The sequence below is a fragment of the Microcystis sp. M144S2 genome, from assembly GCF_020246065.1.
Taxonomy (GTDB): Bacteria; Cyanobacteriota; Cyanobacteriia; order Cyanobacteriales; family Microcystaceae; genus Microcystis; species Microcystis ichthyoblabe_A.
Map to the genome: position 1 here is coordinate 1 of NZ_JADBTR010000051.1, position 19,364 is coordinate 19,364.

A 19,364-nucleotide genomic window follows, 5' to 3' on the forward strand; every position below is an offset into this window, starting at 1 on the left:
TCATCAAGGTTGAGGGTAATTTGCATAGGATGGATATTAGATTGAAGTATGGGTGATTATTCTCTTTACATTTTAATCCGATAGATGACTAACCCAACTCTGGGCATATCTTTGTTAGTTGGCCCTCAAACCTTAAGCTACATACGGCAATGGCGTAGTGCCTTCGGCATCGTACTTAAACTCACAGTTTCAATCAATGTGCATGGTGCGTTCCCCAAAATCGATCGGTGGAGCAGTAAGACCCCCATTAGGGAACGCACCCTAGGGCTGGTTAGACAGTGACCCACGGATCAACTTAAACTGCTCAATGCCTGGATTGTAACCGTACCACCCTCGATTACATCAAGCTGCATCCGATAGCCGTAGAGTAAACCCATACCAACCAAAGGTTCTGTATCCGATTCGTTTATATCAATTCGCCGCAACTCTCCATCCCAAATATAGCGTTTCCTGTTCGCAAGAGGTACATTGTCGATGGTGAAAAGTTTAATCAGCAAAGGTTTCACTGTGCCACACAGGTGTGAGAAACGCTATAACTAAACCACGATACACATCGAAAATACAAGTGCTTCCATCCCCCAGGATTCCCTCTTCACGTTTATATGCGCGTAAGTTGAGATCGGCAAGCACTGAGGAAGGCAGAGTCAGAAAACCTGTAAATCCTGTATCAATGACAGCATCGATCATTTGCCTCTGTGAATCTAAATTGCCTACGACCAGTCGGATAGTCGCCTCACAGTTTTGATCAACAATTCCTTGCATCATAGAGTTATTGCAAACGACCGACACCAAAGCGATGAACTCCTCTATGACCAATCCGAACGCACCAGATTTGAGCGTCGGGGCAACGTTCTAGCAATCGGTCTGAAGCAGTCATCGTATCCTTTGCTAATTCAAAGGCTCCTGTCTCAATATCGATCGCCACAATTTTGCCATAGTTGCCTTCCTCGACTTGGGGACGTACCTGAGATTGATAAATCTCATTACCACGTCGAGCGAATTCTTCTTTACTGTAGCGGGGTTGTCTAACTGTCATTGAAGCGACCCTGGGGCGACTTTTGCCCCTCTATTTTAACCAAACATTGGGAATCTTCCCTAACATTCCTCAACTGGGCCCACCAGAGCGGCATCGCACTTAGACTCACAGCTTCAATCCATGGGCAGGGTACGTTCCCCAAAATCGATCGGTGGGGCAGTGGGAGCCAGATTAGGAAACGCACCCTACAAGATCGGCGATCGCACTTTTTTAGAATTCATAATTAAATGTCCTAATATCAGGTTCAAATGCTTCCTTTACAAGTTCTTTACTCTTCTCAGAATAGTAACTCTGATATGGTTTTGTATTTGATACATTTAGTTTTGGTAACGAGACGGAGATTCCAATGCGAGAGCATATTTCGTTGAAGTCATTATCTAGGCTTTCATATCTCCCAACAAAGTCAACAAGCAACTCATTGTTATCATATATAAAATCTTTTTGATATCTAACTTCATTTTCACATCGCCATTTTATATATTCTTCAAAGCTACCTAAATTTTTTGTTAACTCATGCTGATGATGTGTTTCTGATTTCAACGCATATTTGTAGAGTGAAACTTGCCAATCCCATGGGTTTCTGACTACAGCAAATGAAAAATACTCATTGAATTTCTCTGCTCCAAAACTCTCTTTTATTTTGGATGCATTGACATGCGCAGGAAATGGATGAGGATCAAAGAAAGGAGAAGGAAAGCCCACCTTTTTTATCAACCTATAAGCTTTCCACTGCCATGTACTTATTGCAAATGGTCGTAGCGCCGTTGTAATACTTGTGCCAGCATTCTTATAAATATGGACGAATATAAACTTGTATTCTCTCGATATCAGCATGCGTATTATTCTCCTCGTGCCTAACTACATATTATAGGTCAACTTTCTATATAACACTCTCCAGAGTAACGATATGAGTCAACCTTCTGTATATCACTCCATTTAGGCGCAATCGCAAGAAACTTTCTCTATATCACACCCAAAAGCGTGTTAGCCAGATTAGTTTACTGCAAACAATCTCTTTTAAGGAGACTTATCACAGAAGCTTTCTATAATTCTAGCAAAGATTCTTAGATCTGACTGCACTTTGTCACAAAATTTTACTATTATTTTGACACTCTTAATGGTTAGAAGGGAAACATTGATCGCCAAGTCTGGTCAATTTTTGTCCAACGCATTTCAGGAAATGAACTAAATAAGTAGCTAGAGATAATTAATTACACATATTTAACTACCTCTTGCCTATTCTAACCAAGAAATTAATTTTGCACCACTACTTATTACTTAATTACTATTTATTTTGTAATTTTATCACTAATTCGTGGAAAGGTTGCCAATCATCGTTATAAGTAATTGCCTCCCAAACCGATTCGATTAGCGGTCTAAGTAAAGCGGTTTTAGGATTATAATGCTTTAAGGTATCGCCAATTTGAGACAAGGAATCTGAGGGTGATTGATTTAAGACCAAACTATATAACTCTCGCCAACGTTGCCAATCAGCTTTCGGTAAATCCATATTTTCAAGAATTAGAGAACTATTTTCTCGCCAACCGTAATTAAATTGTTCACTTAATTGATAGAAAAATTCGTGATAACCGAGGCTGGTTTCTTGGAGAACTTCCACAGTTTTGCTGACCAGTAAAGCGGATTCGGGAGTAAAAATATCCTCAAAACCTAACTTTTTGAGCATCATTTTTTGATAATAAAAATTGTAATGGTGGTCATAGTTAGCCAAAGCCATATCTAACTCTAACAACGAGACAACCATGGACAGGGGAGATTGCAGTAACTCTAGATTTAAACGACAGATAAAAGGCTGATTACCATAACTATAACGGCCACCGTAGTCGAAATAGGCCGCCGTAAATTGGGGGTTATAGGAAGGAATAAAAGCGTAGGGACCATAATCGAAACTTTCCCCAGTAATTGACATATTATCGGTATTGAGAACCCCATGACAAAAACCTGCAGCCATCCATTGGGCTGCTAATTTAGCCGTTCTTTCGATTAAAGCATCGTAAAATTTTAAATAGCGATCGCTATCTTGGGGATTGATTTCAGGATAATAATAAATAATCACATGATCGAGGAGTCTTTTAATTAAATCACTACGTTTAATATGAAATAAACGCTCAAAAGTCCCGAAACGAATATGAGAATTACTAACTCGAATCATCACCGAAGATCGCGTCGGGGAAGGTTCATCGCCGCGCCAGAGAGCTTCCCCCGTTTCCACCAAACTCAAACAGCGAGAGGTATTCACCCCCAAACCGCGTAAAGCTTCCCCGGCTAAGACTTCTCTAACTCCACCCTTGAGAGTTAACCTACCGTCAGCATGACGGGAATAGGGAGTCCGTCCCGATCCTTTCGTACCAAAATCGTATAATTTGCCATCAATACCCCTAACTTGACCGTAGAGAAAACCGCGACCATCTCCCAAGAAAGGATTATACTCGCCAAATTGATAACCGTGGTAACGCAGGGCTAAAAAAGGGGTCAGGGATTGAAATTTACCAAAAGCCTCGATAAAATGCTCATCTAAGGTTAATTCTGGCTGAATTCCCACCAAAGGTAATAAAGCATCATTGCGAAAACGAAGGATATGACTGGGAAAATCCGCGGCTGCAACTTGATCGTAGTATTGGTCCCCCAAGTCCTGCATGGCGCTTTCGTAAGGGAGACTGAGAAAGGGATTGGTGAGATGGTCTGTCATAGTGGTGGTGTCGATCGAGCGTTGAGGCGATAAAGTGATAAAGATAGCCAAAAAATTTTCCTACTGAGACTATCCAACAGCGATGCCCGATTCTATTATGTATCAAGGGGACTATTTTCTTGTCCTTGAGGCCGATCAACCCGAACAATTCCAGACTCCCGACCAGTTGCGGGATAAGTTAAAAGATTTAATCACCGCAAAACCAGAGATTTGTCCCCGACAATTGGCGAAATTCTCTAGTTTTGAGGAAAAAGCTCTCTATCTGCGCGATAATTACTGCGAGTTAGACCTGGGTGAGGAGGGTTATTTACAATGGTATGTGGTCCGTTTGGAAAAATAAGGGAACCCATTATTAAGTAGTTAGGTGTTAAGTAGTAGTGCAAAATAAATTTCCTAGTGAAGAAAGGCAAAAGGCAAAAGGCAAGAGGCAAAAGGTGGTTAGATATGTGTAATTAATTTTGCTTAAGTACTTAAAAACTGTCAGACACCCCCTTATCAAGTAGGGCTGTTTTATTCTCCCATCAGAATATCAAAAGTAAAAGCGATCACTGTCTTTGTAAAATGAGGAGTGACCGCCAAACTTTAAAATATATGTTGAGCTTAATAGAAAAACTGAAACAAGTCAAGGACTTTCGGAAAGATCAAGGAAAAAGACACCCTTTATGGATAGTATTAGTAGTAATAATACTGGGAACAATGCTAGGATACTCAAGTTATAGAGAGCTAGGAGAGTTTGCTAAAGTTATCAGTTATCATTTATCAGATGCGAGTTATCAGTTTACTGTTTACTGATAACTGAAAAAAAGCTCACCACTTCCCACTCTCCTATTAAACAAGATTGAGAATGACTAACTATTCTATCATCAGTCATAGCGAGGTAAAATTATAGATTATGGAATCACCTATCGAACGTTTCCGACTATCTCAAACTGCCAAAGATAGCCTAATAAAATTAAAACGCTACACCAAAATTGACCAATGGAATATCCTCTGTCGTTGGGCTTTTTGTCGTTCCCTTGCTGAACCGAGTCTCCCCTCTCCCGTTCCCATTCCTGCCGATAGCAATGTAGAATTATCTTGGAAAGTATTCGGGGGAGAAATGGCCGATATTTTCCTAATTGCCCTCAAACAACGTTGTCATCAAGACGGATTAGGAACCGATAAAGAAACTCTAACTCAACAATTTCGCTTACATTTACATCGCGGGATCGGTTATCTTGCTGGGGATACCAAGCTAAAGAAAATCGATAATTTAATCGAATTAGAAAGAGAAAATCTCAGAGAATCTTAATCAAGGGGGTTTATCCTTAATCCTTCCGAGATAACCCGACCGAAAACTGTCAGCTAGGCTATACTTAACCCAGCTACACTAATAATGGTTTAAACTCACCTTAAAAAACTTTTGGTCGGCCTAAAGTAGTGATATAGATAACTGCTTCATCGGAGGGAATTCCTAAGACTTCATTAACTTGATCATCAAAAAAACCACCGATACCACTAACCCCTAACCCCATATGAATAGCTGCTAAATTTAATCTCTGTCCCAAATGGCCCGCATCTGCATGAAGATAACGATAGACTCGATCGCCGTATTTAGCCACTGCTTTTGACAGATCCGCCGTATGAAAAACCACAGCAGCCGCATCTCGTCCCAAATCCTGACCCAAACAGAGATAATGTAACTCTTGCCGGAAATTTTTAAAGCGAATTTGCCGCAATTCTTGGGCTTTGGGAGCATAATAATAACAGCCTTCCTCTAATCCAGTTACTGCCGAAACAGCGATAAAAGTTTCCAATAAATCTAGATCAAAATAATCGGGATTGGGATCGAGATTTTGGTCGGCATAATCTTGGGGTTGATAGGTAAAATGCAGCAGCGCTCGCAATTCGTTTAAACTGAGACTAGCGCCACTATAAGCGCGGGTAGATCTGCGTTTAAGCATCGTACTTTCCAGATCGATTAAATCTTGCCCCCAATTGACGGGACGGGATGTCACGGAAACTTTTAGACAAAAAGGAAAATTATATTTATCTTCCCAATTAGACGGAGTAACGGCTGCTTCTATCTTTTCGTCTGCATCTATGATAGTGGCTCGCTGTAGGGAGCTTAATAATTCTCCCTCGGCAATTTTGGGATAAAGAGTCGTGGTTGCCGAAGGGAGTGCCGTGGTACTAGGGGGGAGATTTTGCCGGATATTGAGCAGATCTGCCAAAGCAATCACCGTCATGACACTTTCTTTCTCGGAATCGAGATAAAGCAATTCATTCATCTGGCTATCGTTAAAACCACCGATTAAATGGGCGCGATAGTCATTAATCGAGGCTGATAGCTCAATATTGCCCAATAAATGCCCTGTATCGAGGAAAATACGCCGATAAGCTCGATCTTCGTAGCGCCAAGCGGATCGATAAAAAATGGCACTGGTAACTAAAGCGATATCGGTATTTTCTAAAACAGGATTCCAGAAACAAGCAGATTGTAGGTGGGTCCAGACATCACTTTCCCAGAATAAAAGCAGCGAGTGACTTTGACCTTGGTAACTGTAGAGACCGGCGGGTAAAAATTCCGTGCCACGGGAGATCAGATAGACCTCGGCGGGGTATAATCCACCAGCAGAGGGTGCGGAACGTAGGTACAAGGGACTCCCCATAGTAGCGATTTTGGCAGTTAAACCATAGCTACAGCCCAAAATTCGCGATATACGTCGCCAAAAGTCCCCTTTTTGGGGAACCGTTTGACGGGAGAGGTAGGGTTTGAGATCGAAAGTCTGACCAATTTTGTATTCTTTGAAGGGATAGGGTTGTTGACTCCAATCAAGACCTTTACTTTTTGAGGCGATCGTCTGGGGGTCGTATTTGGTCCGCTCGTGGTAGTATTGGGCGATCGAGATTGGCTGATCTGGCATGATAAAGATAGGCTGTCTAAGCTTTACTTTTTAGTGTAATATCGATGACCCCAAAAAAATCAACCGGCCAGAGAGTTGATCGGCTAAAAGTAAAGATAATCACCAATTTCACCTACATAAAATCTATGGAAATTATCGCTGTTTTACTGGGAGTTTTCGGTTTAGGCACAGGTGCGGGTTTATTGGTCATCCGTAACTATTACCATATCTGTCAACCGAGTGAAGTTTTAATTTTTGCCGGTAGTCGTCGTCCCACGGCCACGGGCAAAACCATCGGTTATCGTTTGGTAAAAGGGGGCAGCAGTATTCGTTTACCTATGCTAGAACAAGTGTATCGAATGGACCTGACCAACATGATCATCGATCTCAAGGTGGTTAATGCCTATTCTAAGGGCGGTGTGCCGTTGATCGTCACCGGGGTGGCAAATATTAAAATTGCTGGGGAAGAACCGATTATTTATAATGCGATCGAGCGTTTATTGGGCAAGAAACGCAAGGAAATTGAACAATTGGCTAAAGAAACCCTCGAGGGCAATTTGCGCGGTGTCTTGGCGAATTTAACCCCAGAACAAGCGAACTCCGATCAGATCGCTTTCGCTAAAAGTCTCCTGGAAGAAGCGGAACAGGATCTGGAAAAATTGGGTTTAGTTTTGGATAGTTTGCAGATCCAGAATATCTCCGATGAGGTGCGTTATCTCGATTCGATCGGACGGAAGCAGAAAGCCGAATTACAGAGAGATGCCCGGATAGCCGAAGCAAAAGCCCGAAAAACATCGATTATCAAGGCTTCCGAGAATCAACGCCTAACCGCTTTGCGTCGTATCCAAAAAGATTTAGAAATAGCCAAAGCTGACGCAGAAAAACGGGTGCGCGACACTCAAACTAAGCGCGGCGCCATGATTGCTGAGGTAGAATCGGTGGTTATGTCGGATTTAGCTAAAGTACAGGCCGAAGTGGCGGTACAAACTGCCCGAATTAAGCAGGTGAAACAGCAATTACAAGCAGATGTGATCGCCCCTGCGGCGGCGGAATGTCAACAAGCGATCGCAAAAGCCCGGGGGGAAGCGGCCAAAATTATCGAACAGGGGAAAGCGCAAGCGGAAGGAACCAAAAAACTGGCAGCCTCTTGGCAAGGAGCGGGAAATAACGCTAAAAACATCTTTTTATACCAAAAATTGGAGTTATTGCTGAAATTAATGGTCGCTAGTGTCCCAGAAGTGCAGGTGCAAACGGTGACGGTAGTGGACGGGGGTGATAGTAATCTTGTCCCCAAAATGACTGCCTTTGCCGAACAATTGCGTCAAGCTACCGGAGTGGATCTGGTACAAATGGCCAATCGCATAGCACAAACCGAGCCATCTGTCAAGGGCAAAGACACAAATTTTGATTTTAAACAATTGCCCTCCTGAATCAGTTATCAGTTATCAGTTATCAGTAGGAGGATAGAGTATTGTACCATTTTTCTTTATTTGCGGCAGGCATCCTAATCCCCTCTACCCTTCTGGGAGAGGGGTTGGGGGTGAGGGTAATTAACTATCTCTGCCATTACTTTAGAAAAATCGTATTAAGTGAGCAGTATTAAATGGCAGTAAAAGTCCTGTCTGTTCACTGATTACTGATTACTGATTACTGATTACTGATTACTGATTACTGATTATTGTCCACTAAAATATTAATCAAGTTTGGAGACCACCGCCATGGATGACTTAATTAATGCTCCCTCCCCTTCTCCCCAAGACATAGAAATGACGCGGACTCCCCCCTGGGGAACGGTGACGGTATTGGAGGAAGGTCCCCGGTATCGCATCAATCGCATTGTCATTAAACCCGGCCATCACATGAGTACCCAAATGCACTACCATCGCAGTGAACACTGGATTGTCGTCTCGGGTACAGCGCGGGTAATCTGTGATGAAAAAGAAACTCTCCTCAAACAAAAAGAATCTACATACGTTCCTATGAATACCCGTCATCGGTTGGAAAACCCCGGTTCTATTCCTCTGGTGATGATTGAGGTGCAAAATGGCGAATATTTGGGAGATGATGATATTCACCGTTTTGATGATCGAGAATAGGACAGTTTTCTCCCGTATATACTTTAGTTATTTGCCAAAATCTCGATCGTGGATGAAAAAATTATCCTAGTTACAGGGGCTGCCCGTTCTGGGAAAAGTGAATGGGCCGAATATTTAGCCAAAATCAGCCAAAAACCCGTTATTTATATCGCCACCTCCTCGGTGGATGAAAAAGATCAAGAATGGTGCGATCGCATTGAAAGACACCGGCAGCGACGTTTACCCCAATGGCAAACCCAAGAAATTCCCCGACAATTAAGCGAAACTATTGATAATAGCCCATTTACTCACTGTTTATTGATCGATTCCCTCGGTACTTGGGTAGCCAATTGTTTAGAAATGTCGGCAGCTGAATGGTTAGAAATTAGCGATCGATTCTTGTCTTCCCTCAAAAACGCGGCCGTTGATGTTATTCTGGTAGCGGAAGAAACCGGTTGGGGTGTGGTTCCCGCTTATCCCCTCGGTCGTCTGTTTCGCGATCGTTTAGGCGATCTCTGTCGTAGAATTGGCACAATAGCAGACGCGGTTTATCTAGTTACCGGCGGCCATGCTCTTAATTTAAGTCAATTGGGTCAGTCTTTGTCGATAATTGGGCAATAGAGAAGATGAGCAACGATTATCAGCGTCAAGTGATTGATTTTTATGCCCTTCGTGACGATTACGATAACGATTTTACACAAGCTCGCGCCCTTAAATTAGTAAATTATCTCTATTTACAAAAAAGCCAATCTGTGCTAGACGTGGCAACGGGAACGGGATTTATTGCGGTCGCAATTGCCCCAAAAGTAAAAAGTGTCATCGGGGTTGATTTGACACCAGAAATGATTGCCAGAGCCGAAAAAAAGCTAGAAGCATTAAATATCGAGAATATTGACCTGATTAACGCCGATATAGCTGCCATTGACTTTGCCGAGTCTAGTTTTGATCTGATTACCTGTTCTCTGGCGATCGCACTTTTCCCCGATATCCCGCAAGTGCTGGCAAAATGGTATCAATGGTTAAAAAAAGGCGGTTCGATCGCTTTTTCCTGTAATAATTTAGAATCCCACTTCCTACCCTTGATCAGTGGTGTTTGTCGCGAAACCTATGGTTTTGAGTTGCCTAATCTGCATACTCCCATCGCCACCCCAGAAAAATGCCATCAATTGCTGGAAAATGCGGGATTTACCAATATATCGGTCAATGTCGAGCAGTTAGGTCGATATTTGCCCCTAGAAACCGCCAAAAACTTCTGGTATGGGCAGTATTTTTATCCTCAGGATAACCCTTTCGACCGCCTATCGGCTGCCGAAATTGCGACTCTAGTGAACAATTATCGCCGAGAAATCGAGAAAAATGCCACCGATCAGGGAGTATGGCAAGATGCAACCACTTTTTTTGTCACTGCTAGTAAAAGTTAGAAAAAGATCATGAGTCAAGTTAAAACCATCTCCGGACGAGCTTTACCCTTGCGAGGCAACGATATTGACACCGATCGCATTATTCCGGCTCGTTTTTTGCGTTGTATCACCTTTGAAGGTTTAGGCGAACAAGTGTTCGCCGATGATCGAGCCGCTTTACAGGGGAGTCATCCTTTCGATCTACCCCAGTACCAAGGGGCGAAAATTTTGGTAGTCAATGGTAATTTTGGTTGTGGCTCTTCTCGGGAACACGCACCGCAAGCGATTTTACGTTGGGGAATTCAAGCAATTATCGGGGAAAGTTTCGCCGAAATATTTTTTGGCAATTGTATCGCTAATGGGGTTCCCTGTGTCACTGCCGAGGCTAAAACCATCACCCATTTACAGGATTTAATTGCAGCTAATCCCGAAATTCCCGTCGATCTTTCCTTGACAACCATGACAGTGGAATGGGGGGATTTTGTCGCTACCGTCTCTATGAATGAAGGTTCCCGACAGATGTTAATAGAAGGTGATTGGGATACCTGCGGACAGCTTTTACAAAATCTCGATCTAATTCAATCTACCGCCCAAAAGTTACCCTATTTAAGTTTCGTTTAGGGAAACAATCTAGGCTGAGGGTGCGTTAGTAATAGATTAACGTACCCCGGCAGGGATTTTGTTGGAAATGCAGCATCTGTAAATATTAAAAAATCTGCCCTATGACTAATCCTGATAATAATCTCCAAAATATCCAAGAACCGATTTTAAACGCTCCCGAAGATGTGCGAAAAATCATCGATCGCGTTTTAAAATTGGAAAGAGATAAGTTATACCAGCGCAATCCTCGCAATATCAATGATGATGTTTTAACAATTATTAAAGAAGTAATCCAATAATTAGTTATCAGTTATCAGGAGTCAGGAGACAGGAGTTAGGAGTCAGTAGTTAGGAGATTAGTTTTATTTATTCTCCCCGCTCCCTTCTCCCCACCTCATAATTTATAATTCATAATTCCCACTTCCCCATCATCCCCTCACTCTAACTATGAAACTACTATCAATAAAGTTATGTAATTTTCGACAATTTTATGGCAAGACTCCTGAGATACATTTAGCGGCAAGTTCTCGCAATACAACGGTAATTTATGGCAATAATGGAGCGGGAAAAACAACAATTTTAAATGCTTGTACCTGGGTACTTTATGAAAAATTTACGGCAGCTTTTGCCGAACCAGAGTTATTAGTTAATAAACGGGCAATTACCGAAGTAACCACGGGAACTTCCATAGAATGTTCGGCAGAAGTAAACTTTGAACATGAAAATAAACGCTATCAGGTAAAACGAAAATTTTTCGCCTACCAAGATGTAAATAGCAAAATTAAATACGGTTCAAATAGTTTATATATGCTCTACGCTGGTGATGATGGCAATTGGTACACACCCAATCAACCACCAGAGGATATTATTAATCAAATTTTACCCGAAAGTTTACACCGTTATTTCTTTTTTGATGGGGAATATATCGATCATCAATTTCGCAGTAGTAGCCAAGGTAAAATCGCCGAGGATACAAAAGAATTATTGGGAGTTAAAGTATTAGACCGAGCGATCGAGCATTTAAAAAAAGCCAAAAAATCTTTACAAGATGATCTTAAAGATTTAGGTGAATCGGATTTAAAAAAGTTATTGAAACAGGAAAGTAAAATTGAGCAGGATTTCGAGAAATTAAAACAGCGTCAGCAGGATATTATTAGCCAGTTATCCCAGCAAGAAGAATTAAAAAAAGCCGTTACTAATCGCTTACTAGAGTTAAGTGGTGCCGAGGAATTAAAACAGTTAAAAGAAAAATTAGAACAACAGGAAAGAAATCTGCGGCAAGATTTAGTCAGAACTAAGGATAAGTTAAAGAAATTAATTTCCCAGCAAGCTTATCAAGTCTTTTTAAAAGGAATTAATCAAAATTTTCAGCAATTAATCGATCGCCTACGACAACAAGGGGAATTACCCAGTGGTATCAAACAGCAATTTGTCCAACAATTATTAGATCGGAAAAAATGTATTTGTGGTCATGAATTACAGGAAAATAGCCAAGCTTATTTAGAGGTACAAGACTGGATGAATAAAGCAGGAATGGCCGATGTAGAAGAAGCGGCCATTCGCTTATCTTCCACAGTCAAAGAAATGGATAAACGGGTCTTAGATTTTTGGCAAGAAGTGGATAGTTATCAAGCTAATATTCACCAGTGGCGCTTAGAATTATCTTTGGTAGAATCAGAATTAGATGAAGTGCGGGATAAATTTCGCCATTATCCCGATGAAGATATTAAAAATCTGCAATCTCGCTTAGATGCGATCGAGGATTCCCTAAAAGATTTACGCTTGGAACAGGGCAGCAATAAAAATCAACTAGATATCTATGAAAAAGAGTTAGAATCCCTGCAAAAACAGGTACAGAAACAGCAACAAAAAGAGGAAAAATCTAATTTAGGACAACGACGTATTTTAGCGACTCAAGAGGCAATTAATCGCATTAGTGAGGTAAGACAGAGATTAGAAAATCAGTTTCGTTTGTCCTTAGAAAAACGGGTACAGGAAATCTTTAGCTCAATTTCTTTTACTCCCTATATTCCCCGTATTAGTCCCGATTACGAGGTAAGACTATTAGAAAATACCACAGGATTCGCCATTCCCGTAGCAGCTTCCACCGGAGAAAATCAGATTCTCAGTTTATCTTTTATCGGGGGAATTATCGATCGAGTGCGAGAATGGAGTCAGAAAAATACTTTGATGGGAATTGATAGCAGCACTTTTCCTCTGGTGATGGATTCTCCTTTTGGTAGTCTTGATCATATCTATCGTCGGCAAGTTGCGATCGCGATTCCTAAATTAGCCAATCAGTTAATTGTTTTAGTGACAAAAACTCAATGGAGAGGAGAAGTAGAAACCGAGATTTCTCCCTATATTGGTAAAGAATATGTGTTAGTTTATAATTCTCCGAAAGCGGATTGTCAAGAGGATTTAATTAATCTTTATGGTGTTGATTATTCTCTAGTGAAACGCAGTCCTAATAATTTTGAATATACGGAAATTATCGAAGTTAATCGATTTTCCTCCTGACTGTTAAATTCTGTTGTTATAACTAAATTTTAACTTCTAATAAAACGATCGATTGCTGTGTTCATTACCCCCACACGACTGGATAATTCCACAAGTTCCGTGGTGACAATATTATAATCCCCTAAATATTTATGGAGATTAGTTCCCTCTTGTTGATTGCCAATTTCTACTAACCTTTCCTCTCGCAATTCTTGCAAATGATCGAGGATATTTTCTAAAGTATCTTCGAGGGGAGGTAAGGGAAGAGGAGGATTATTTGTTTGCAAAGCTTGGGTTAATTGCGTCAAAGCTTGGGTTATTTGTTGCGTGAACAGACTTAGATTAGGATGGGGAGGACTACCGCGATATTGTTCCAATTCCGTCAATAAAACTGTCACCCCGCGACCAAAACGAGGAATATAATTACTTAAAGTGATTGCCGGTTCCATTTGTGGAAAGGGTGTGCTAGGATCATCAATTAATCTTTGTAGGGCCGTTTGCATAGTTGTATTTGCTCGTCGAGCTTTATTGCGATGGGAAGATAAAATTGCAGTTTGATAGGATGATTCTCCTAAATAAACTGCCATAACTGACTGAAAATATATTTGATTAGCTTCTAATGCTTTAATGGCAGCGAGGGAAAAACGTTCATCTTCATTAACCCGTAAAAAACCGAAGGAAAGTACAAAAGCTAAAGCACTACCAATTAAAGTATAAACTATTCTGATATACTCTAAATTAATCCCGTCATTGCTGGCATCCAGACGACTGATGATTAAAGCAAAAATTGTGATAAAAAATACGGCCAAACTATAGTGAAATCGCACCAAAGCTAAAGCGATCGCTATAGAAATAACCCCAATAATTTCTAACCAGATCGAATTATCTATAATTGGCAACAATGCCAAAACAAAAAACGAGCCTAAAATCGTGCCAAACACCCGATTAAAAAAGCGTTGAAAAGTCAAGCTAAAATCTGGTTTTAAGACAATAACTAAGGTTAAACCAATCCAAAAACTATGGGTAATTCCTAGCTTATTGTAGATCAACACTCCTACGGCACTTCCCAAACCCAAGCGTAAACCATGACGAAATAGGGGCGATTCTAGATTAAAATTAGACTTTAAGGGTTCCCACCAAGCTTTTTCTTGACCGTACTCTTTTTCTATCCCTTCAAAGTTCCGCTGCCAGGGATTTTTTTTATCGGAAAAGTTTTCGCTTTGTTGCAAATGTTGCGCTGTTTCACTGGCTATTTTTAGCTGTTTAGATAATTTTTTTAAACGATTATTTAATTGCGAAATGGCCACATAACTGGTATAATCATCTTGGGCGTTTTCTAAAACTTTAGCTTGCAGGTTTTTTTGTTGCTCGATCGCTTTGAGTAATAGCTGCAAACGCTCACAATCCGGTCGTTTATTTCTACCCAAAATTAACCAGGCAATATCTTCGCTAATTTCCGCCACTTGCACGAGAATATCTTCTAATAAAATACCCACCGTGGTCAGTTGTGGCAAGGGATGAAGATGAAGCAATTCTCGCAGCGCAATTAAGCTGGTATTAATGCGATCGCTATCTTCAATCAAGACGATTAACAATTCCCGCAGCTCACTCTTTCCCCAACGTCCCCGACGGGTTAAGGTGACAGTTTTCCTGGAACGGAGCAACAGTTGGCGGATTTTGTTAAAAGATGGCTCCTCATTAGCATTAGAACGAGAGTTTAAGGGCAAAGAGCGGAGATAGGTGGCGATACCCTGAAAATTTTCCGCTGTTACCTGACGTAAAGGCTGATTAGGGCGAAAAGGCCAGATAAACAGGGCTAAAAAAATTGTCCATCCCCCTCCCAACACAGCGATTCCGGCCCGTTGTAAAGCGACGACAATATCCCCCGATGGCAAAGAAACAGCAAAAAGCAGCAATAAACTAATTACTACCCCAGCTAACGCCCCATTTTCCCCGTACACTGTCAAATAACCCGCCAGAAACAACCCGAAAAAAACTATCACTACGGTCAATCCTAGCCAAGCACTGGCTAATGTGCCAATAATCAAAGCTAGAGCCATCCCGATAGTCGTAGCGACTAGGGTTTTCGCTCTCAGGCAGTAAAGCCCCCCCACATCGGCTAAAATCAAGATTTGAGCCGCTAAACCGACCATTAACCCCAATTCTGACTGATCTAAAATATCACCGATAATAATCGGTACTGCGATCGCCAATAAAGTCCGAATCCCCCGCTCGATCTCGATATCGCCACTAGGACGCAATAAAAAAGCAAATCGCTGAAGTAGCATAAATTCACTGAAAACTTAACTCTTGAACCTGATAACATAGCTACCGATCAATAATTTTAGGGCAGCCAACGGGGTTTAAAACCGGCGTTGAGTTCTTGAGGTAAAATTTTCGGGGTGCTATTGGGACTGAATTGATCGGGGAGTGGTAATAACCAGAGACGACCATCGGCAATGCTCGACCCCTCCCCAGTGACTAAATCATTGCCGACTCCAAAGGGTATGGTTGCTAACTGATCAAATAATAAGGCCACGCCATCAGGAGACATACTCATCTGCACGTCACGATAATTAGGTAAGGCCAGCAGTGGCATCATTTTACCCGTTTTTAGCTCAATAATCCCTAAAAATGGTTCTTCTTTCACTTTGCCATCGCTGCCCATAACCAGATCACTTTTCAGACAGTAAAGGGTTTTTTCCTGTCGCGGTTCAAATTCACAGCTAATAATCGGATTAGCTGTTCTTAATAGTAGTCTTGACTCTCCCTGATCGTTGAGCAAAAATAGCGATCGCTGATTATCCAGTTCTGATTTCACCATTAATTTTTGGCGACCATCCCGGGAAAAAGCGAGTATTTTCTCGTAGGTAGGCAAAAATTGCGGTTTTCCCCCTTGGACATCCAAAGGAATCACCGCTACCCCTCCCGTTTGACTGACAACCGCTTTTTTACCGTCGGGAGATAGTAAAAAATTATCCCCTTGCATTCCTAACGGTCGCGATTGTCCATCATCCCTGATTACCCATAAACTGGCATCCCCCGGATTCCCATGATTAATTCTCTGCACGATTAGGGTTTTGCCGTTATCTGAGAGATCAAAGCGCAGATTTTGATAGGTTTTCGCATCTAAAAACCTTTCTATACGACCACTGGGCAAATTTTGACCATTTTCAGCATGATTTAAACCCGTAGTAATTGTGTAAAGTTGCTGTTTTGGGGTATCTCGTCCTAAGTCAGAGCGATCGAAGGCCGAGAATAAAATTCTATCCCCCCTCGGATAGATTTGAAAATCCGTGACCACCAGATCCCCAGGGGTAAGGATGGTTTTTTTCAGTTCTGTGACGTTATTTGCCCCCTGAATGATATTACAGACGATTAAACGGCCTCTTTCCTCTTGGTTGACTCCAATATAGGCAAAAGCTCGATCGTGGCTGTAAAATTCGCCGATAAAGTCCTCACCTTGGGCAATGGGTAACTTTACTTGATATTTCTTGCCGTAGATGGGCAATTCCGTCAAAGTATAGGTCAAGCGATCTCCGGCCCAGCTAATTTTACCCGGTAAGGGAGGATTGATCACCAAGCTGGTTTCCACGTCCGAACGGTCAATCGGTCGATTAAAACTTAAAGTAAAATAATTGTCCCTAACGCCGATTTTTCGCCCTTGCCAGCTAAAATTCTCCCCTCGCGTAGGAACTTGATTTCCCTGGATCAAAATCGACGATATCGCGGCAATTAAGGCCAAAATAGTCGCTAACACTAAGCGATCGAACCAAGCTAATCTTTTCATCAGTTATCAGTTATCAGGAGTCAGTTATCAGTATTCGGTCGTCGGTCGTCAGGAGATTGTTTTTATTTATTCTCCCATCTCCCCCCTCTACAATAATTACTCCCAACCAGAAACACCTTGGCTGCATATCATACTTTGTGCTTTTTGTCAAAAAAACTTTTTTTTTGCAACAAAACTACATAAAAAAAAGATCATCGTTGTGGGTGAAATTGACTGATTTACCCGTTTTAATTAGGATCACCTTCTAGGTGTGGCGAGGGTTTTAACCATTGCTGCCCAAAAAAGCACAGAACAGCCGACTATGAAATTTTATCAAATCGCTGTAACCATCACAACATCGTTGTTAAATAATAATCTTTCTCAATTAATTCTTAAGGATTTATAAATATTGCGGAATGTTAATTTAAATATTCTCAAGTTTTTACGGTCAATAAATAATTTTTACTTATCTTTGTCCAAAATTGGGTTAGAAGTCAGGAGTCAGGAGTCGGGAGTCGGGAGTCGGGAGTCAGGAGATTATTTTTATTTGTTCTCCCCACACCCCACACCCTACACCCCACACCCTACACCCGTTCGGACCTCGGCGTGAGCTCGGTCGAACGCTGAGCTCACGGCCGAAGCCCACACCCTACACTCCACACCCCACTTCCCACTTTCTCATCAGCTTTAGTAATGATTGTCATCGGTTTTTTCAATCGAATAAATAAAAACGCCCCCAAAAAGGAAGCGTTTTTTAACTTATCATGAGGACTTAGCAAAATGTGTGCAGAGTTAGAACGCGGATGTTGGATGGGGATCCAGCATCTGTTTATTTTTAACCATTGATCGCCGCTGCCGTCAAGGCCATGGGGATAGCATCACCGGAAGCTAAATCGAGGGGGAAGTTATGAGCGTTGCGTTCGTGCATTACTTCAAAACCAATGTTAGCGCAGTTGATCACATCCGCCTAAGTTGCGGTCTCGCGTAGCGAGCGCGTTGCGACCGCACGTCCCTGGGAATCGATAATCGACTGGTTAAAGTTGAAACCCTTGAGGTTAAAAGCCATGGTTGAGATACCTTTTTTGGGTTTATTTATTTCAAAAATTATCTCTTTATTTGTATATTTTTAAACTTGTATAAAATTGATTTAAGTTTTGTAAAAAGTAGTTGACAAAATCCGATCGAGATCAAGGATAACCCTATCCTTAAGGTTGACAAAATATGGTAAGGTGGACTGAGTAATAAAACTTATCACTAAAATCAGTGACAAGTGCCAAATTCACCAGAGAAGGCTAAATATAACTATGTCCAAACGGTTTAAATTCGACTCCTCCGAGATGATTTATCTCACCGATAAACTGATGAATGCGGCCAGCAATCGTTACTCGATCGTCGTGCAAGTCGCTAGACGGGCCAAACGCGTCCGCTACGATACCGTAGAAAATATCGATGACCCGATGATTAAACCCGTCCAACGGGCCCTGATGGAAATGACCGACGAATTAACCGAACCGGAATTATTACGCGATTAATCCCCTAAAATTGCCAGGGAACCCACCCTTACATTTCATCGGGGTTGATACCCAGTGATCTTAGTCTTTCCGCTAGTCGTTGGGCTTTTTGTTCCGCTTCCTCTTTGGCTAAACGTTCTTGCTCGGCGATCGCTTCTGCTTCCTCTTTGGCTAAACGTTCTTGCTGGGCATTCAAACGTTCTTGCTCGGCGATTGCCGCTGCTGCCCTCGCCCTTTCCTCGGCGGTTAAATAGCGATTTCCCGATCGATCGTACCAATACAGCCATTCTCGCACCCAAGCGATATGTTCTCCCTGCTCATATCCCAAGGCTAACCCGATTTCTGGCAACCATACCCGATTATTTTCAGGCTCTAAAAGCTCGTATTTCCCCGCTATCAGCTTATAAACCGCTAATCTCTCTCTATTTTTAAACCTTCCCCTTCTACCGCTTAAGGGATTATAAATGACGTAATAGAGAATCCCTAGGGTTTGATAATCCGCTAACTTTCCCTCATATTCCCCATTATATTTCTCAGAAATCACTTCCAAGGCCAATATCGGCATAATATAAGCTTCTTCCCAGAGAACATAGCTTAATCTTCCCCTTTCGCCGGTATCGTGTTTGACTCCAATGGCTAAAAATCCATCCGGTATGATTGCCGGTTCGTCGGGATTGTAATAAACTCCCATATCGACACCAAAATACCAATCATCCCGCTCCGCCCAAATAAATGCTAGTAAACTGAGTAATAGATTGGGAATATCGTTCTGTAACTGGTTATCCACGGCTGTTTCGTCAGAACAGGGTAATTCTTCGGCACTGGGAAGAAGGCGATTTTTATTGTAGGAAAGGTTAACCATAGCAATTGTTCTGACTAGGG

General features: G+C 41.8%; 18 protein-coding genes and 2 pseudogenes. 11 read left to right on the plus strand and 9 right to left on the minus strand.

The genetic code is table 11. The features are described 5' to 3' along the window. Positions 1-486 precede the first annotated feature (486 nt). The 4 genes from IM462_RS21185 to IM462_RS06925 form a co-directional block, all read right to left on the minus strand. Positions 487-765, minus strand: a complete 279-nt coding sequence (locus IM462_RS21185) for a hypothetical protein (RefSeq protein ID WP_396888627.1) — start codon at positions 763-765, stop codon at positions 487-489. A gap of 4 nt (positions 766-769) precedes the next feature. Continuing rightward, positions 770-1,036 (minus strand): hypothetical protein, encoded by a 267-nt coding sequence (locus IM462_RS06915; protein ID WP_002765250.1) that lies wholly within the window; start codon positions 1,034-1,036, stop codon positions 770-772. Between the two features lie 210 nt (positions 1,037-1,246). Further along, a complete protein-coding gene (locus tag IM462_RS06920) occupies positions 1,247-1,870 on the minus strand; it encodes a sulfotransferase family 2 domain-containing protein (protein WP_287704058.1) in 624 nt (207 codons plus the stop codon). Between the two features lie 451 nt (positions 1,871-2,321). Further along, entirely contained in the window at positions 2,322-3,743 is a 1,422-nt protein-coding gene (locus IM462_RS06925; protein WP_502845527.1) for a protein adenylyltransferase SelO, read from the minus strand. 82 nt (positions 3,744-3,825) lie between these two features. Between IM462_RS06925 and IM462_RS06930 the strand changes: the two genes are divergently transcribed. The 3 genes and pseudogenes from IM462_RS06930 to dndE all read left to right on the plus strand — a co-directional run bounded on the left by IM462_RS06930 (position 3,826) and on the right by dndE (position 5,034). Then, positions 3,826-4,083 carry a CRR7 family NDH-1 assembly protein gene (locus IM462_RS06930; RefSeq protein WP_045358403.1) on the plus strand — a complete coding sequence of 86 codons (258 nt, stop codon included), beginning with the start codon at positions 3,826-3,828 and terminating at the stop codon, positions 4,081-4,083. A 251-nt stretch (positions 4,084-4,334) separates the two neighbouring features. Next, positions 4,335-4,505, plus strand: a pseudogene (locus IM462_RS06935) (transposase family protein); the annotation flags it as partial. 130 nt (positions 4,506-4,635) lie between these two features. Then, on the plus strand, positions 4,636-5,034 hold the full coding sequence (dndE, locus tag IM462_RS06940) for a DNA sulfur modification protein DndE (protein WP_004160206.1): 399 nt from the start codon (positions 4,636-4,638) through the stop codon (positions 5,032-5,034). 100 nt (positions 5,035-5,134) lie between these two features. On the opposite strand, the gene IM462_RS06945 is transcribed toward dndE, so the two are convergent. Further along, on the minus strand, positions 5,135-6,649 hold the full coding sequence (locus IM462_RS06945) for a SagB/ThcOx family dehydrogenase (RefSeq protein ID WP_287704064.1): 1,515 nt from the start codon (positions 6,647-6,649) through the stop codon (positions 5,135-5,137). A gap of 125 nt (positions 6,650-6,774) precedes the next feature. Here IM462_RS06945 and IM462_RS06950 point away from each other — a divergent pair, with 125 nt between their 5' ends. The 7 genes from IM462_RS06950 to IM462_RS06980 all read left to right on the plus strand — a co-directional run bounded on the left by IM462_RS06950 (position 6,775) and on the right by IM462_RS06980 (position 13,223). Next, the gene (locus tag IM462_RS06950) at positions 6,775-8,058 is read left to right on the plus strand and encodes a flotillin family protein (protein ID WP_287704066.1); all 1,284 of its coding nucleotides are present in this window, start codon (positions 6,775-6,777) and stop codon (positions 8,056-8,058) included. Between the two features lie 288 nt (positions 8,059-8,346). After that, on the plus strand, positions 8,347-8,724 hold the full coding sequence (locus IM462_RS06955) for a phosphomannose isomerase type II C-terminal cupin domain (protein WP_002801624.1): 378 nt from the start codon (positions 8,347-8,349) through the stop codon (positions 8,722-8,724). 48 nt (positions 8,725-8,772) lie between these two features. Then, a complete protein-coding gene (gene cobU / locus IM462_RS06960; RefSeq protein WP_106908166.1) occupies positions 8,773-9,324 on the plus strand; it encodes a bifunctional adenosylcobinamide kinase/adenosylcobinamide-phosphate guanylyltransferase in 552 nt (183 codons plus the stop codon). A gap of 5 nt (positions 9,325-9,329) precedes the next feature. Next, the gene (locus IM462_RS06965; protein ID WP_287704069.1) at positions 9,330-10,124 is read left to right on the plus strand and encodes a class I SAM-dependent methyltransferase; all 795 of its coding nucleotides are present in this window, start codon (positions 9,330-9,332) and stop codon (positions 10,122-10,124) included. A gap of 9 nt (positions 10,125-10,133) precedes the next feature. Next, positions 10,134-10,724 carry a 3-isopropylmalate dehydratase small subunit gene (gene leuD / locus IM462_RS06970; protein WP_150976178.1) on the plus strand — a complete coding sequence of 197 codons (591 nt, stop codon included), beginning with the start codon at positions 10,134-10,136 and terminating at the stop codon, positions 10,722-10,724. A 101-nt stretch (positions 10,725-10,825) separates the two neighbouring features. Beyond that, positions 10,826-11,002 (plus strand): hypothetical protein, encoded by a 177-nt coding sequence (locus IM462_RS06975; RefSeq protein WP_002737666.1) that lies wholly within the window; start codon positions 10,826-10,828, stop codon positions 11,000-11,002. A 148-nt stretch (positions 11,003-11,150) separates the two neighbouring features. Continuing rightward, the gene (locus IM462_RS06980) at positions 11,151-13,223 is read left to right on the plus strand and encodes an AAA family ATPase (protein ID WP_287704072.1); all 2,073 of its coding nucleotides are present in this window, start codon (positions 11,151-11,153) and stop codon (positions 13,221-13,223) included. Between the two features lie 29 nt (positions 13,224-13,252). Here the strand turns inward: IM462_RS06980 and IM462_RS06985 are convergent, their stop codons facing one another. The 3 genes and pseudogenes from IM462_RS06985 to IM462_RS06995 all read right to left on the minus strand — a co-directional run. Beyond that, positions 13,253-15,490, minus strand: coding sequence for an FUSC family protein (locus IM462_RS06985; protein WP_287704074.1), 2,238 nt, complete (start codon positions 15,488-15,490; stop codon positions 13,253-13,255). A 56-nt stretch (positions 15,491-15,546) separates the two neighbouring features. Beyond that, positions 15,547-16,992 carry an Ig-like domain-containing domain gene (locus IM462_RS06990; protein ID WP_287704076.1) on the minus strand — a complete coding sequence of 482 codons (1,446 nt, stop codon included), beginning with the start codon at positions 16,990-16,992 and terminating at the stop codon, positions 15,547-15,549. 814 nt (positions 16,993-17,806) lie between these two features. Next, a pseudogene (locus tag IM462_RS06995) lies at positions 17,807-18,049 on the minus strand (photosystem II q(b) protein); the annotation flags it as partial. A 226-nt stretch (positions 18,050-18,275) separates the two neighbouring features. On the opposite strand from IM462_RS06995, the gene IM462_RS07000 reads away from it, so the two are divergent. Continuing rightward, a complete protein-coding gene (locus IM462_RS07000) occupies positions 18,276-18,503 on the plus strand; it encodes a DNA-directed RNA polymerase subunit omega (protein WP_002761217.1) in 228 nt (75 codons plus the stop codon). Between the two features lie 28 nt (positions 18,504-18,531). Here IM462_RS07000 and IM462_RS07005 read toward each other — a convergent pair whose 3' ends face one another. Next, positions 18,532-19,344, minus strand: coding sequence for a Uma2 family endonuclease (locus IM462_RS07005; protein ID WP_287704078.1), 813 nt, complete (start codon positions 19,342-19,344; stop codon positions 18,532-18,534). Between the last annotated feature and the right edge of the window lie 20 nt (positions 19,345-19,364).